Source organism: Pseudomonas sp. m6p, assembly GCF_055760375.1.
Genome location: NZ_CM147084.1, coordinates 249,066 through 263,848, shown reverse-complemented (window position 1 = coordinate 263,848; position 14,783 = coordinate 249,066). Strand labels below are relative to the sequence as shown.

The 14,783-nt window shown below is 61.3% G+C and carries 13 protein-coding genes; 5 read left to right on the top strand and 8 right to left on the bottom strand.

Translation table 11 applies throughout. The features are described from left to right. Positions 1-25: 25 nt before the first annotated feature. A complete protein-coding gene (locus ACYZUM_RS01210; RefSeq protein WP_473061227.1) occupies positions 26-1,525 on the bottom strand; it encodes an efflux transporter outer membrane subunit in 1,500 nt (499 codons plus the stop codon). A gap of 281 nt (positions 1,526-1,806) precedes the next feature. Here ACYZUM_RS01210 and ACYZUM_RS01205 point away from each other — a divergent pair, with 281 nt between their 5' ends. The 4 genes from ACYZUM_RS01205 to ACYZUM_RS01190 all read left to right on the top strand — a co-directional run bounded on the left by ACYZUM_RS01205 (position 1,807) and on the right by ACYZUM_RS01190 (position 6,216). After that, the gene (locus ACYZUM_RS01205) at positions 1,807-2,775 is read left to right on the top strand and encodes a LysR family transcriptional regulator (protein ID WP_108181735.1); all 969 of its coding nucleotides are present in this window, start codon (positions 1,807-1,809) and stop codon (positions 2,773-2,775) included. Between the two features lie 405 nt (positions 2,776-3,180). Continuing rightward, complete coding sequence (locus ACYZUM_RS01200) at positions 3,181-3,555, top strand: DUF6124 family protein (RefSeq protein WP_108181734.1); 375 nt, start codon at positions 3,181-3,183, stop codon at positions 3,553-3,555. 1,028 nt (positions 3,556-4,583) lie between these two features. Further along, positions 4,584-5,558 (top strand): 2-hydroxyacid dehydrogenase, encoded by a 975-nt coding sequence (locus ACYZUM_RS01195; RefSeq protein ID WP_041073989.1) that lies wholly within the window; start codon positions 4,584-4,586, stop codon positions 5,556-5,558. Positions 5,559-5,706: 148 nt separating this feature from the next. After that, entirely contained in the window at positions 5,707-6,216 is a 510-nt protein-coding gene (locus ACYZUM_RS01190; protein ID WP_108181733.1) for a DUF2165 family protein, read from the top strand. Between the two features lie 26 nt (positions 6,217-6,242). Here ACYZUM_RS01190 and ACYZUM_RS01185 read toward each other — a convergent pair whose 3' ends face one another. Next, positions 6,243-7,145 carry a DMT family transporter gene (locus tag ACYZUM_RS01185; protein ID WP_108181732.1) on the bottom strand — a complete coding sequence of 301 codons (903 nt, stop codon included), beginning with the start codon at positions 7,143-7,145 and terminating at the stop codon, positions 6,243-6,245. Between the two features lie 252 nt (positions 7,146-7,397). On the opposite strand from ACYZUM_RS01185, the gene ACYZUM_RS01180 reads away from it, so the two are divergent. After that, positions 7,398-8,273 (top strand): AraC family transcriptional regulator, encoded by an 876-nt coding sequence (locus tag ACYZUM_RS01180; RefSeq protein WP_108181731.1) that lies wholly within the window; start codon positions 7,398-7,400, stop codon positions 8,271-8,273. Positions 8,274-8,372: 99 nt separating this feature from the next. On the opposite strand, the gene ACYZUM_RS01175 is transcribed toward ACYZUM_RS01180, so the two are convergent. The 6 genes from ACYZUM_RS01175 to ACYZUM_RS01150 form a co-directional block, all read right to left on the bottom strand. Continuing rightward, on the bottom strand, positions 8,373-10,802 hold the full coding sequence (locus ACYZUM_RS01175) for a TonB-dependent siderophore receptor (RefSeq protein ID WP_108181730.1): 2,430 nt from the start codon (positions 10,800-10,802) through the stop codon (positions 8,373-8,375). 199 nt (positions 10,803-11,001) lie between these two features. Beyond that, positions 11,002-11,991: a FecR family protein gene (locus tag ACYZUM_RS01170; RefSeq protein WP_108181729.1), complete on the bottom strand. Its 990-nt coding sequence runs from the start codon at positions 11,989-11,991 to the stop codon at positions 11,002-11,004. After that, on the bottom strand, positions 11,988-12,554 hold the full coding sequence (locus tag ACYZUM_RS01165) for an RNA polymerase sigma factor (RefSeq protein WP_003221797.1): 567 nt from the start codon (positions 12,552-12,554) through the stop codon (positions 11,988-11,990). Before ACYZUM_RS01165 ends, ACYZUM_RS01170 begins: the two co-directional genes overlap by 4 nt. A gap of 1 nt (position 12,555) precedes the next feature. After that, the gene (locus tag ACYZUM_RS01160; RefSeq protein WP_108181728.1) at positions 12,556-12,882 is read right to left on the bottom strand and encodes a DUF3325 domain-containing protein; all 327 of its coding nucleotides are present in this window, start codon (positions 12,880-12,882) and stop codon (positions 12,556-12,558) included. Continuing rightward, the gene (locus ACYZUM_RS01155; RefSeq protein WP_108181727.1) at positions 12,882-14,468 is read right to left on the bottom strand and encodes a PepSY-associated TM helix domain-containing protein; all 1,587 of its coding nucleotides are present in this window, start codon (positions 14,466-14,468) and stop codon (positions 12,882-12,884) included. Before ACYZUM_RS01155 ends, ACYZUM_RS01160 begins: the two co-directional genes overlap by 1 nt. Next, positions 14,465-14,770, bottom strand: a complete 306-nt coding sequence (locus ACYZUM_RS01150) for a DUF3649 domain-containing protein (protein WP_108181726.1) — start codon at positions 14,768-14,770, stop codon at positions 14,465-14,467. Before ACYZUM_RS01150 ends, ACYZUM_RS01155 begins: the two co-directional genes overlap by 4 nt. Positions 14,771-14,783: the final 13 nt, after the last annotated feature.

Genomic DNA, 14,783 nt, shown 5'->3' with positions numbered 1-14,783 from the left:
AGGTTTTGTGTAGTGGATTGTGTGTTCACCGCAACAGGGTCGGGGTTTTCGGGGCTGCTGTTTGCTCGGCAGTCGGCACGTCATTGCCCGCCCCGAGGCCGCCGCCCAGCGCCGTCACCAGCTCGGCATGCGCACTCAAGCGCGCCGCCTGCACCTGCTGCTGCACCTGCTGTTGCTTGAACAGCAAGGTCTGCGCATTGAGCACGTTGAGGTAATCAGTGAGGCCACGCTGATAAGCGATCATCGCGATGTCGTAGGTCTTCTGCGCAGTGGCCACGGATTCGGCGGCGAAGGCTTGCTGCTTGTCCATCGACTCGCGGCGAATCAACTGGTCGGAGATGTTCTTCAGCGCATTGACCAGCGTCTGGTTGTAATGCGCCACGGCGATGTCATACCCGGCGGACGCTTCGCCCAGCTCACTGCGCAAACGCCCACCGTCGAAGATCGGCAAGGAGATCGCCGGGCCGACGTTGTAGTTGAGCTTCTTGCCAGTCAAAAACTCCAGCGCCCCGCCGCCGGTGGCCATGTAGCCGAGGCTGCCAACCAGATCGACGTTGGGATAGAAACCGGCATGCGCAACATCAATACCGCGCGCCTGCGCCGCGACCTGCCAGCGACTGGCGACCACGTCCGGGCGTTGACCGAGCAACTCGGCGGGCAATGCCGACGGCAGTTTCAACGCAGCCCCCAGCGCCAACGTCGGCCGCTGCAACTGCGCACCGTCGCCCGGGCCTTTGCCCGCCAACGCGGCGATCTGGTTGCGGCTCAGGGCGATGGCTTCGTCGAGCGCATCCAGTTGCCGATGGGTTTCCGGCAACGGTGTTTCGGCCTGACTGACTTCGAAGTGCGTACCGATCCCGCCATCCAGACGCTTCTGCGCCAGATCCAGAATCTGCTGTTGCTGCTTGAGGGTCGCGGCGACGATATCGCGCTGGGCATAGTGCAGCGACAGCTCGATGTAGGCGCGCACGATATTGTTCTGCAATTCCAGCTGCGCCAGCCGCGCTTCGGCGGCGCTCATGTGCGCCAGATCCACCGCGCGTTCGCTGGCATTGCTTTCACGCCCCCAGAGGCCGAGGGCGTAGCTGAAACCCAGCGCGGCGTTGTTGTCCCAGGTGGTGGTGTTGGCCAGCTCGCCCGGGCCGTAGAACTGGTCGGTCGGCCAATTGTGGCGCTTGAGCGTCGACTCGCCATTGATCTGCAACGACTCGGCCGCTTCGGCGACACCGGCCAGCGCCTTGGCCTGACGCACCCGCGCCGCGGCCATGGCCATGCTCGGACTGCCCTGCACGGCGAGGTCGATCCAGCGATTGAGTTGCGGGTCGCCGTAGGCTTGCCACCATTGTGCGGTGGGCCAATTGGCGTCTTTGGCGGCGTGGGCAATCGCGTCGTCGGTGGCCAGGGTATTGGCCTCCAGTGCCTTGCCCTGCGGGGCAATTCCTCCGGTACCGATGCAGCCGCCAAGACCCAAAGTAAAAGCCAGAACACTGAGCGGCAAAAGCGCTCTGTTGATGCGACGCGGCACAGCTGCGAATTCCTGAAAGAGGATAAGGCGGGACGTGTTCCCTTCTGTAGGAGCTGCCGAAGGCTGCGATCTTTGATCCTGATTCCCTTAAAACAGAATCAAAAGATCGCAGCCTTCGGCAGCTCCTACAGGGAACGGCGCAATTCTAGGTGGACGCCTTGGTGGCGATAAGCTGGGATTCCTGTGAATCTTTGTTACCGTTAACGAGATAATCCCTTGGTCGGGGGTCTCAGCCCCTGAAACTTCGTGTCACAATTTGCCATCTCCCTTGAGAGCACCCCATGGACACATTGCAAAACATGCGCGCCTTCAGTTGCGTGGCCGAAGCCGGCAGCTTCACCGCTGCCGCCGTGCAACTCGACACCACCACGGCCAACGTCTCGCGCGCGGTCTCCAACCTGGAAGCCCACCTGCAAACCCGCCTGCTCAATCGCACGACCCGGCGCATCGCCCTGACCGAGGCCGGCAAGCGCTACCTGCTGCGCTGCGAACAGATCCTGGCCTATGTCGAAGAAGCCGAAGCCGAGGCCAGCGAAGCCCACGCGCGCCCCGCCGGCCAACTGAAAGTGCACACCATGACCGGTATCGGCCAGCACTTCGTGATCGACGCCATCGCCCGCTACCGCAAGACCCACCCGGACGTGACCTTCGACCTGACCATGGCCAACCGCGTGCCGGACCTGCTCGACGAGGGCTACGATGTGTCCATCGTGCTGGCCAGCGAACTGCCGGACTCGGGCTTCGTCTCGCAACGCCTGGGCATCACCTACAGCATCGTCTGCGCCTCCCCGGCCTACGTGAAAGCCAACGGCTGCGCGCAAAAACCCAGCGACCTGCTGAACCACGCCTGCCTGCGCCTCGTCAGCCCGGTGATCCCCCTGGAAAAATGGGCCTTCAACGGCCCCGATGGCCAGGAAATGGTCACCATCAACAGCTCGCCCTTCCTGGTGAACTCCGCCGACGCGATGAAGGCCGCGATAATCAGCGGCATGGGCGTCGGTGTCCTGCCGGTCTACGCCGCCATCGAAGGCCTGCGCAACGGCACACTGGTGCGGATGATGCCCAACTACCGCTCGCAGGAACTCAACCTGTACGCGATCTACCCGTCGCGGCAATACCTGGATGCGAAGATCAAGACCTGGGTCGAGTATTTGCGCGGGTCACTGCCGGAAATCCTTGCCGCGCACCAGGCAGAACTGGCCGCCTACGAACTCAGCGGCAGCCTCGCCGGCGCCCGCGTCGCCACCTGACTTAAACACACCGCCAAACCTGTAGGAGCTGCCGCAGGCTGCGATCTTTGCCTTTGATGTTTAAAAATCAAAAGATCGCAGCCTGCGGCAGCTCCTACAGAAGCGGTCATTTGAAGGGAGTTTTCCGACAGGTTTTGACGGTTGTGGCTCGGAAGTTGGGTGGATAGGCTGGTTCGGTCGCTGACACATCAGCGACCGGGTCTGGAAAACCCGAAGGGTCAAAGCACATGACATAATGCCGCGCTTCTTCAGCGCCGGTGTTTCAGTTATGGCGGCTGTACGTGGGAGACCCTCGGGTCTGCCGGGTTTGATCCTTTGCCGGTTTTTCCAGCCTGCGTACAGCTGCCACCCACTTCGCCTGGAAACGAAAAGTGGCAGTTCCATTTCGTTAAAAGGATCTTTGCCATGATTAAGCCCTCACCCAATCCGCCCCAAGCGGAAAGCACCTCCCCCTACGAATCCCTCGATTCAAAAAAGCTCCACGACGCCGCCGAACGCGCCCTCGACCACTACCTGAAACCGCCCGCCGCCGCTGTGAGATGCCACAAACCCAGCAGCATGTTCCAGGTCGCCCCCGACATGGACAACGAAAGCCTGCTGGTTCACGCCTGCGAATCACTGGCCTCGGCGAACATCATGACCAGCGACATTGCGGCCTACGTCGACAGCCCGCAGCGACAAACGATACTGGCGATCCAGCAAATCATCATGCTCGCCGAACTGGCGGTGAACCGGGTGCTGGACAACGTGGAAATCAGCCAATCTGCAGCACACAGCTGAGCCATTGTGGGAGAGGGCGAGTCAGTTAGAGACTGGTCGGCTATCAGGCCGCCTTCGCTGGCAAGCCAGCTCCCACAAGGACTGAGTGGATTCAGTTAGAGACTGGTCGGCTGTCAGGCCGCCTTCGCTGGCAAGCCAGCTCCCACAAGGACTGAGTGGATTCAGTTAGAGACTGGTCGGCTGTCAGGCCGCCTTCGCTGGCAAGCCAGCTCCCACAAGGACTGAGTGGATTCAGTTAGAGACTGGTCGGCTGTCAGGCCGCCATCGCTGGCAAGCCAGCTCCCACAAGGACTGAGTGGATTCAGTTAGAGACTGGTCGGCTGTCAGTCCGCCATCGCTGGCAAGCCAGCTCCCACAAGGACTGAGTGGATTCAGTTAGAGACTGGTCGGCTGTCAGTCCGCCATCGCTGGCAAGCCAGCTCCCACAAGGACTGAGTGGATTCAGTTAGAGACTGGTCGGCTGTCAGTCCGCCATCGCTGGCAAGCCAGCTCCCACAAGGACTGAGTGGATTCAGTTAGAGACTGGTCGGCTGTCAGGCCGCCTTCGCGAGCAAGCTCACTCCTACAGAAAAGCAAAGCAGTTCAGGCAGACCGCATGCTTTTCACCACTCAACAGGATGAGCGTTAGCTCGGCTGCAGCTCTTGATCTTGCCGTGCCGGCCCCATCGGCAGGCTGAGTGGAGGGGTTTATCCGGGGGTGGGAGCGCAGCGACCGTTTGGCGAAGCCAAAGGCATCGAGAGGAGGTGCAGCGAAGCAAACCGGAGGCGATGCCCCCGGATGAACCCCGCAACGAAGGAACCCGAGCCTGAGCGAGGGCCGTACGCCGGGGCCCAGCGTTTTGGTTACTTTTGGGCGTCTGCAAAAGTGACTCGCCGTAAGGGCGAAACCGCCAGCCGCAACACCCGAAGCAACGGATAAACACCCAAAACCCCAGGAGCATGGTCGGCCCAGAGGCCGCCAAGACAAGCCAAACCCCACAAAGAAATGTTAGCGTGCTTGGTAATAAAGACAGCCGAGCCCAAGCCCAATGAAAAAAACAGTCCTGGCCTTCAGCCGCATCACCCCGCCCATGATCGAACGCCTCCAGCAAGAGTTCGACGTCATCGTCCCCAACCCGAAGAACGGTGACATCAACGCCCAATTCAACGAAGCCCTGCCCCACGCCCACGGACTGATCGGCGTCGGCCGCAAACTCGGCAAAGCCCAACTCGAAACCGCCACAAAACTCGAAGTGGTCTCCAGCGTCTCCGTCGGCTACGACAACTACGACCTCGATTACTTCAACCAACGCGGAATCATGCTCACCAACACCCCGGACGTGCTCACCGAAAGCACCGCCGACCTCGCCTTCGCCCTGATCATGAGCAGCGCCCGCCGCGTCGCCGAACTCGATGCCTGGACCAAGGCCGGGCAGTGGCAAGCCAGCGTCGGCGCGCCATTGTTCGGCTGCGACGTCCACGGCAAGACCCTGGGCATCGTCGGCATGGGCAACATCGGCGCCGCCGTCGCCCGCCGTGGCCACTTCGGCTTCAACATGCCGATTATCTACAGCGGCAACAGCCGCAAGCCCGAACTGGAACAACAACTCGGCGCACATTTTCGCAGCCTCGACCAGTTGCTCGCCGAAGCCGATTTCGTCTGCCTGGTGGTGCCGCTCAGCGACAAGACCCGCCACCTGATCAGCCATCGCGAACTGGGCCTGATGAAGCCGGGCGCGATCCTGGTCAACATCTCCCGTGGCCCGGTGGTCGACGAGCCGGCGCTGATCGAGGCGCTGCAGAACAATCGCATCCGTGGCGCCGGTCTGGACGTCTACGAAAAAGAACCGCTGGCCGAGTCCCCGCTGTTCCAGTTGAAAAATGCTGTGACATTACCGCACATCGGCTCGGCCACCGGAGAAACCCGCGAAGCCATGGCCAATCGCGCGCTGGCCAACCTGCGCAGCGCCTTGATGGGCGAGCGTCCACAGGATCTGGTGAACCCGCAGGTCTGGCGCGGTTAAACAAAATCGGGCAAGTGCCAAAAGACACTTGCCCGACACGTTATGCACGCACACATACTTTGCAATTCAACCCGACACCAAAACAATAGACCCCGCTATAAACTCTCCCGACATATCGAACCCTCGACAAATGTTATGGAGAACACACTTGAACGCTCTGACCATGGATAAAATTATCCGCTACAGCAAAGTCATACTGATGAGTTACTTCAGTTTTTTTGGCTTGCTGATGATGTTCAGCAATTTCACCGACTACGGTTCAAACTACGAATATGTCGCGCACGTCCTGAGCATGGACACGACCGAACACAACGCCAACCTGCGCTACCGCGCCATCACCTCGCCAATGCTGCACCACCGTATATATTGGCTGATCATTACCCTGGAAGTCACTTTCAGCGCATTTTGCATGTTGGGTGTCTATCAATTACTCAAGAACATCAACGGCTCCAGCGAGGAATTCCATGAAGCCAAGAAGTTTTCGATCATTGGTCTTTTAATCGCTGTTTTCATTTACTACGTATGCTTTCAAGTTGTCGGTGTCGAATGGTTCGACATGGACACTTCGAAAGTCTGGAACGCCAAGGATTGGGCCCGACATATTGTCGACTTTATCTTGCCGCTGATGATTTACATCGTGATAAAAGTCGAGCGCTGAACATCAGCGCTCGTACAGTTACAGGCTCAAGCCAACTTGCCCTGACGGGGCAATGCCACGGCACGAGGTTTACGAAACACCAAGACGTTGCCAAGCATGACCAACACCAGGCCGAGCAGCGCCGGAGCAGTCCACTGGTAGCCTTCGGCAAACGCCGAAACGTTCAGCGCCACCACCGGGAACAGCACCGTGCAATAGGCCGCGCGCTCCGGGCCCATGCGCCCGACCAGCGTCAGGTAGGCAGTGAAGCCAATCACTGAACCCGGGATCACCAGATACAACAGCGCGCCGACGTAACGTGGCGACCAGTCCATGTCGAACGCAATACCTTTGACCAGGCACCACACCGACAACATCGCCGCCCCGTAGGCCATGCCCCAGGCATTGGTGGTCAACGGTTTCAGACCGGCCTTCTGCTGCAGACTCGACAGCATGTTGCCCGCCGAGAAACACAGCGTGCCGCACAGGGCCAACGCCAGACCGAGCAAGGTCTGCGGACTGGCTTGATGGCCGGACAGTTCCGGCCAGAACAACATTCCCAGACCGAACAAACCGAGCGCGCCCCCCATCAACACATTGCGCGCAATGCGCTGGCCGAAGAACACCCGCGCATTGAGCGCGTTCCACAAGGTGGCGGTGGAAAACACCACCGCCACCAGACCGCTGGGAATCCACTGGCTGGCCGTCAGAAAGCACATGAAGTTGACGCAGAACAGGCACAGACCCTGCGCCACGCAGATCAGATGCCCACGCCGATTCATCGGTTGCAGCCGCCGACTGAGCAGCAACAACACAAACAGCACCAGCGCGGCGAGGCCGAAGCGATAGACGATCGACACCGGAATGGCCACCACCCCCAATTGCCATTTCAGGGCAATCCAGGTGGTGCCCCAGATCAGCACAGTCAGCAGATACAGCGAAAGGTTCATGGCGAGACTCCTGAGGACACCGGACCTCTGTGGCGAGCGGACTTGCTCGCGCCGGGCTGCGCAGCAGCCCCGTTCATGAGTGCTGCGCACTCGGCGGGAGCGAGCTCTCTCGCCACAGGGTTGTGTTGTATGGAGATTCAGGGTGCGGCAGCCAGGATCGGGGCGCTTGCAGATTCTTGCGCTTTTGTCGCCCGGCAGGCTGGCAGCGCGACGTCTACGGAGTAGGATGCAAGGCGTTGGAGAGAACCGCACATGGCCGCTATTGATACCCTGCAAGTCTTTCAAGCCCTCAACCGCTCGCCGAACGCACGCCTTGTGCACAGCGCCGAGCTCGGTGACGGCTTGTCTGCGGCCCTGTGGACCAACCACCACGATGCCCAGGAATACGAAGCGCCGAGCCACCACACGCTGTCCTGCTACATCGCCGGTGGCACCGGCACCTTTCGGCGCGGGCAGCCGGGGCACAAGGGCGGGCCGGACAAGTTGTGCATCCTGCCCGCCGATCACCAATCCGGCTGGGTGATCAACGGTGACATTCGCCTCGCTCACCTGTATTTCAGTGCTGAGCAATTTGCGTTGGGCTGCGTCACCTTGCTCGATCGCGAGCCGCGAGAAATGCAGTTGCGCGAGCAGACTTTTCTCGAAGATCCGCTACAGGCACAGCGCTTTCGGCAATTGCTCACGCTGAACTGGGACGAGCCGGCCGAACGTTTGCTGACCAGCAGCCTCGCTCACGAATTGATCAGCCACACCCTGCTCAGCCAGGTCGGCGCGCGCCAGGATTTGCGCCTCAAGGGCGGACTGGCGCCCCACCAGCGCCGGCAGCTGGTGGAGTTCATCGACAGCCAATTGGCCGAACCGATCAGCCTCGGGCAACTGGCCGGTCTGTGTGCGTTGTCGGAATACCACTTTGCGCGGATGTTTCGCGTGAGCTTCGGCTTGCCGCCGCATCAGTACGTGCTGGCGCGACGCATGAGCCGGGCGCGGGAGTTGTTGCGCTGCACGGCGTTGCCGCTGGGAGAGATTGCGCTGGCATGCGGGTTTGCCAGCGCCAGTCATTTCACCAACCGGTTTCGCCAGGTGTTGGGTGGGACGCCGGGGGAATATCGGCAGGCGTTTTTGCGTTAGAGCCAGATCAAAAGATCGCAGCCTTCGGCAGCTCCTACAGTAGGAATGCGTTTCCCCTGCAGGAGCTGCCGCAGGCTGCGATCTTTTGCTGTTTTCGGATCAGAACTCCAGCGTGCTGGAGAGCGAAATCTGCCGCGAATCGCCCATCGATACAAAGAACCGGCTCGCCGCCGAGGTGTAGTAGGTGCGGTCGAACAGGTTCTTCACGTTGAGCTGGAACTTGACCTTCTGCCCTTCGAGTCGGGTGTCGTAAGTGGCGAACGCATCGGCCACGGTGTAGCTCGGCAGGTCGAAATCATTCACCGCGTTGCCCGCACGCTCACCAACATACCGCGCCCCGGCACCGACCCGCAGTTGGTCGCCACCGATCACGCTACCGAAGTCATACACCGCTGACAATGAGCCGCTGTTTTTCGCCACGTTCTGCAGGCGATTGCCTTTGTAGTCCGGGTCTTCGGTGACCTCGGCATCGGTGTAGGCATAGGCGCCGATCAGGCTCCAACGGTCAGTCAGTTGACCGGTCAGGTCCAGTTCCAGACCTCGGGAACGCACTTCGCCAGCCGCGCTGTAAATGGTGGTCGGGCCTTCAGAATTGGAGACCAGCACGTTGCGCTTCTTGATGTCGAACAGTGCGATGTTGCCGGTGATTCGTCCTGGTATATCCAGCCGCGCCCCCAGTTCCCACGACTTGGCTTCTTCCGGCGCGATACTGCCGTCGAGCACGGTGCTGCTGCCGCTGAGCGGGGCGATGGTCGAGTTGGGTTTGAACGATTCGGTGTAGCTGCCGTAGAACGACAACTCGTCGGTGTAGCGATACACCAGACCGGCGCGCGGCACGAACTTCTGCCCGTTGCTGTCGGTGTTGGCCTTGAACGGCACGCCTTTGCCGGCGTACTGGTCGTACTCCTGAAAGCGTCCACCGGCGACCAGAATCCATTGGTCATTGAGGTGAATGGAGTCCTGCAGAAACACCGAATCGCTGCGCAGCAGATCGGTCTGCGCGCTGTCCGCCGGGCTGACCGTGGTGCCTTCGACTTCACGGCCATACACCGGATTGACGTAGCTGAAGGTGCTCAGGCTTTTCTGGCGGATCAGGTCGGCACGGTAGATTTTGCGGTACTCGTCGTCGACGCCGAACACCAGATCATGTTGCATGCCCAGCAGGTTGACCTTGCCCTCAAGGCTGGCGGTGGTGAAGCGGTCGGTGCTGATCGCGCCTCGCGTGCCGTCCATGCTGCGCGTCAGCGTGCCTTTTTTGGTGTCGATGGCGGTCACGCGCACCTGGCTGGCGTCGTAGGTTTCGCGGTTCCAGCTGTAACCGAAGTGGGCTTTCCAGTCGTCGTTGAGTTCGTGGTCGGCCTCGAAATGGTAGAGGTCCGAGCGGCCTTCCATGTCGTTGAACGGCTCGTCCAGACGCTCGTTGCGCGAGATGTCCAGCGGGTGGTTGGTGCGCGGATCGATCACCGTGCCCCGGTCGAACGGCGTGAGGAACTCGCGATGCTCGTAGCCGAACGACAGCTGGGTGCGCTCGCCAAACCAGGCCAGCGAAGGCGCGATCAGCGTCTCGCGATGGGTGCCGTAGTTGCGCCAGTAATCTTCGTCTTCATGGTCCAGCACCAGCCGGTAGGCCAGCCCGGATTCACCCAGTGCCCCGGTGCTGTCGAAGGTGCCGCCGCTGCCATTCTTGCCGTCGCCGTAGCTCGAACCGCGCAGGGTCAGCGCGTTGTATTGGGTCAATTCCGGCTTTTTGCTGACCAGGTTGACCACCCCGCCCGGGTCCTGAATGCCGTAGAGCAACGAGGCCGGGCCCTTGAGCACTTCGACCCGATCGACCGTCGCGTTCATGCCACGGCCCTGCACGATCGGCATCCCGTCGCGCATGATCGAGCCATTGCGGTTGTCGCCGAAGCCGCGGGTCATCACCGAGTCCTGGGTGCTGCCCAAGGTGTTGCCCTGGGTGATGCCGCTGACATTGGCCAGCGCATCGTCGAGATTGCGCGGGGCCTGATCGCGGATCACCTGGGCCGGGATCACGTTGACGGTCTGCGGGATTTCCTGCAGCGACGCCGAGGAGCGCATCACCGAACTGGTCTGCGGCGGCTGGTAGCTCATCGACTCGTCGCGGGACGAGGTGATGGTGGTGGCGCCGAGGTTGAGCGCACCGGCGGTGGGCTGCGGTTCCAGCGCCAGGGTGTGGCTGTCGGTACGGCGGAAGGTCATGCCCGAACCACTGAGCAGGCGTTGCAGCGCTTGTTCGGCGCTCATCTGGCCGCTGACGGCCGGGGCGTTAATGCCGTACGGCGCCTCATCGGTGTAAACCACGCTCTGCCCGGTGACGCGGCTGAAATCGCTCAGGGCCTGGGGCAGCGGTTTGGCGCTCAGGGAAAAATTGAACTGCTTCTGCGCGGGGCTGCTGACGGCTTCAGCGGCGAGTGCAACGCTCATCGGCAACAGCGCCAATGCTGAAAAACTCAATGCCGAAACGCCCAACCACTGTTTGACCGAACCCGATTTTGCCCTGGACTTCATTGCTCAATGACCTGTGTAGAACCGCTACGGATGCGAATGACTCGCAGTTTCAGTCACTACACGGATGGGGCTGTGGTTTACCTCACCACAAATCTGAAAATATTTCTGAAGATCAAAAGATCGCAGCCTGCGGCAGCTCCAACAGGTGATCGCGTGTACCTGTAGGAGCTGCCGCAGGCTGCGATCTTTTGACGTTGAATCAGCGCAAAATAATCAGATGCCCCAACACCTGACGCTGCTCAAACCCCATCACCCCTTGCAGCGAACTCAAAACAGCCTGCGGATCCTCGCTCGGAAAACTGCCGCTGACCTTGCGCGCAGCCAACTCATCGTTGAGTACAACAATCCGCCCTGGGTAATAGCGACGCAAATCCTGCACCACATCGGCCAGCGACGCCTTGTAGTACGTCAGCCAGCCCTGCCGCCAGGCCAGTTGTGCTTCGCTGTCCACGGCGTGCAGTTTTTCTGCGCGGCCTTGTCCGTACGCCACTTGCTGGCCAGCCGTCAGAATCTGCTGTTGCGCATTGCGATCCGCCGTCACGCCAACGCGCCCGGACAACACCGTGACCTGCGCGCCCTGCGGTTGCAGACGGACTTCGAACTGCGTACCGAGGACCCGCGCCTGGCCTTTCTCGGCCTCGACCACAAAGGGATCACCGGTGTGCGTCACATTGAAAAAACCCGCGCCACGCCGCAACTGCACATGCCGCTCACCTCGACTGAAATCCACGGCAATAGCGCTGTCAGCGTCCAGCGTGACTTGCGAATTATCGGCCAGGGTCACCGTGCGGACTTCCCCCGGTGCCGAAACGTAATCGGCGCCCAGATCATCGATCCAGCGCTGCGGCTGCCAACCCGTGCCAAGGCTGAGCATCAGCATCAGACACGCGGCCATCGCCAGCGCGCCCGACCAGCGCAGCAGCGTTGAACGACGCGGACGCTCCATTGCATTGAGGTAGCCCTGCAACGCAAACGCGTCCTCATCGGCCAGGGTGCGCGCCGGACTTTCGCTCAACTCCCACACGACTTGCGCCTGGGCGTAGGCCTCGGCGTGGGCCGGGTCGGCGCGCAGCCACTGGCTGAAGGTCAGTTGATCGCCAGTGCTCGGGCGGTCGTGCAACAGGCTCAGCCAGGCGAGTGCGGCCTGTTCCTGAGCGGGTGTAGGGATGATGCGGTCGGTGGCTTTCACGGTGCTTTCCCTGGCAGGCGTGGCGCGGGTTCGCGCAGGCTGGCCTTGCAGGCCTCAAGGGCGCGCATCATATGTTTTTCCACGGCACTTTGAGACAGGCCCATCGCCTTGGCGATGTCTGCGTACTTGCGACCGTGAATGCGATTGAGCAAAAAAATCTGCCGGGTGCGCTCGGGCAAGGCGCGCAACGCTGCCTCGACATGGCGCAGATCATTGCCCGCTTCAAGCGCGGCCTGCGGTTCGCTGCCGTGGCTGTCCGGCGCATCCGGTTGCCAGCCCTCGTTGACCCGCACCCGCGTGCCTTCGCTGCGCAAATGATCGATGGCGATGTTGCCGGCGCATCGCAACAGGTAGGTGCTGAGCTCTTCGACCTGCACCAGCGGCCTGCGCCAGAACCGCAGGAACAGGTCCTGCACCAGATCCGCCGCCGTGGCCCGGCAACCAACGCGTCGGTTGACCAGCGCTTCCATTTGCGAGCGCTGCGACAGGAACACCTGGAGAAAATGCGCACGCGCGCCGTGCGGCTCGTCGTCGCGGGACTCCGGAGGATGACCGATCAGCATGTCAGCCCTGCGCCCAAGCAGCGACCGGACCGGCCAGCAGGCTCAACCCGGCCAGTGCGAGGGCCAGACGTGGGCGATAGGGCAGCAACAACACCAACGCCAAGGCGCTGAGCATGAGGACCGCAAACCAGTCGACCAGACCGAAACTCCAGCCGTTCGCCCCGACAGCTGCCCAAAGCGACAGCCCGAGCAACAGCCACCCGGCGAGTTTCAGAACCCGTGCACGTCGGGCCGAGGGTTTGTTGCCAAGCAGCTCATCGTGGTGCCGTGGCATCGACAGACACAACGCGCTGAACCCGGCATAGCACAGCAATAACGCCAGCAACATCAGCTCACCTCCTGTTCAAGCGTGATCGGCCGCGGCTTTTCGCGGGGAGTTTTTTTCACGCTGACGGCGCTGCCGGCACGCTGCATTTTCCAGGCGGCCCAACCGAGGAACAGGCCTGCGCCCAAACAAGTCAGATCGAAACCCGCCAGCGTCCAGTCGCCTTGCGCCAGCGTTACGCCGAGACTCCATGGCGTGGCCAGATTGATCAGTGGCACCGCGATAAACAGCACGCCAGCCAGCCCCAGCTGTTCGACCCAGGCCGTTCGCCCCTTGCGCAGCAGCGCATGCACCACGCTCAAGGCCCAGGCGATAAAAAACGCATTCACTTCTTGATCGGCGCGCCCGGCCAGATCCGCCGGCAACAGGCGATTGGCCAAAAAGAACACCGCCACCGCCGCTGTCAGCCCGGCCATGCTGGCAATGTTCAGCACCTCCACCACGCGCAATTCGAACGGCATCACGCCGCTTTTGGCATGTTTGAGCTGGCGCTTGCCGAGCCAGATCACCAGCCCGGTGCCGATCATAGCGGTACTCGCCAGACCGCAGATGAAGTACAGCCAACGCAGGATCGGACCGGCGAAATGACCGATGTGCAAACCGTAGAAACCACTGGCGATCGTCATCGGCAGCGGCTTGTCGGGCGTGGCGCCGAGCATCTGCCGGGTGACGCCGTTGAAGGTCAGGTTGCTGGCGTACTCATAGGCGATCCGGTCGGAACTCGCGCGCGACAGCTGCACCGTGACATTGGCGTCGCCGGGGTTGATGACGCTGACTCGCGCCGTATGCCCCCCCGCCCACTGCTCGCTCGCCCGTACCAAAAAGGGTGCCAGCGGTGGCAGCGAACTCGCTTGAGCGGCGCGTTGCGGGGTTGGCGTTTCGGGAAACATGTCTTGGTAAAACGCTTCGCGATCAGTGCCGTAGGACGCCAGAATGCTGGCCGGCATGACCATCGCCATGAAAATCACCAGGCTGCTGTAAGTGATCATCAGATGAAACGGCAGCACCAGCACGCCGACCGCATTATGCCCGTCGAGCCATGAACGCTGGCCTTTGCGCGGGCGAAAGGTGAAGAAGTCTTTGAAGATTTTCTTGTGGGTGATGATGCCGGTGATCAGCGCAATGAACATTACCATCGCGGCCGCCGTCGCCAGCCAGCGGCCCCACGGATAAGGCATTTGCAGCTGGAAATGGAAGCGGTAGAAGAACTCGCCGCCCCGGCTGTCCCGGGCCTGTATTTCTGCACCGGTCTGCGCATCGAGTGTTTTTTGCGTGAAGCTTCCACGTTTGCCGGCTTCGGCCGGTGTGTCTTGCCAGCGCACAATCAACGCAGGATCACGGGCATTCGGCAAATCAATCAACCAACGCGAAGCAGCCGGCGCGTGCTGCTGCAGATAGCCTTGCGCCAGGCTCAGGCTGTTCGCTGAATCGATGGCGTGCACGGGAATTTCCGGCTGCATCCAGTGGCTGATTTCAGCCTTGAAATAGGCCAGCGTTCCGGTCAGGAAAATCGCAAACAGCAGCCAGCCAAACACCAGTCCCGTCCAGGTATGCAGCCAGGCCATCGACTGACGAAAGCCCTCCTTCATGCGTAGCCCAAGCCCCGCGCGGCGCCGGACACTGTCGCCAGAATCACGCTGGGCACCAGCAGACCGACCCACGCCGACCACGCCGTGCGACAGGCGAAACACCAGAGCGCCGCGACCAGATAAACCAGAAAGGAAATGGTCATGCCGGTCACCACCGCTTCTGCACGACTTAACGGTAGCCACAGCGTCAGGGCGACACTGGCCAGCGCCGCAACCAGATAGCCGCCGAACACCGCCGCCAGCACCCGCGAGGTGATGGCCAGACGATAGGACATGGAAAGTGAGGCGAGTTTGCCTTTCATGTTTCGACCCTGA

What these genes read in the sequence shown, in the direction of transcription:
- ACYZUM_RS01175 (WP_108181730.1), bottom strand. Translation starts at nt 10,802, where the DNA reads ATGAAGTCCAGGGCAAAATCGGGTTCGGTCAAACAGTGGTTGGGCGTT.
- ACYZUM_RS01200 (WP_108181734.1), top strand. Translation starts at nt 3,181, where the DNA reads ATGATTAAGCCCTCACCCAATCCGCCCCAAGCGGAAAGCACCTCCCCC.
- ACYZUM_RS01195 (WP_041073989.1), top strand. Translation starts at nt 4,584, where the DNA reads ATGAAAAAAACAGTCCTGGCCTTCAGCCGCATCACCCCGCCCATGATC.
- ACYZUM_RS01165 (WP_003221797.1), bottom strand. Translation starts at nt 12,554, where the DNA reads ATGCTGATCGGTCATCCTCCGGAGTCCCGCGACGACGAGCCGCACGGC.
- ACYZUM_RS01150 (WP_108181726.1), bottom strand. Translation starts at nt 14,770, where the DNA reads ATGAAAGGCAAACTCGCCTCACTTTCCATGTCCTATCGTCTGGCCATC.
- ACYZUM_RS01185 (WP_108181732.1), bottom strand. Translation starts at nt 7,145, where the DNA reads ATGAACCTTTCGCTGTATCTGCTGACTGTGCTGATCTGGGGCACCACC.
- ACYZUM_RS01155 (WP_108181727.1), bottom strand. Translation starts at nt 14,468, where the DNA reads ATGAAGGAGGGCTTTCGTCAGTCGATGGCCTGGCTGCATACCTGGACG.
- ACYZUM_RS01180 (WP_108181731.1), top strand. Translation starts at nt 7,398, where the DNA reads ATGGCCGCTATTGATACCCTGCAAGTCTTTCAAGCCCTCAACCGCTCG.
- ACYZUM_RS01205 (WP_108181735.1), top strand. Translation starts at nt 1,807, where the DNA reads ATGGACACATTGCAAAACATGCGCGCCTTCAGTTGCGTGGCCGAAGCC.
- ACYZUM_RS01160 (WP_108181728.1), bottom strand. Translation starts at nt 12,882, where the DNA reads ATGTTGCTGGCGTTATTGCTGTGCTATGCCGGGTTCAGCGCGTTGTGT.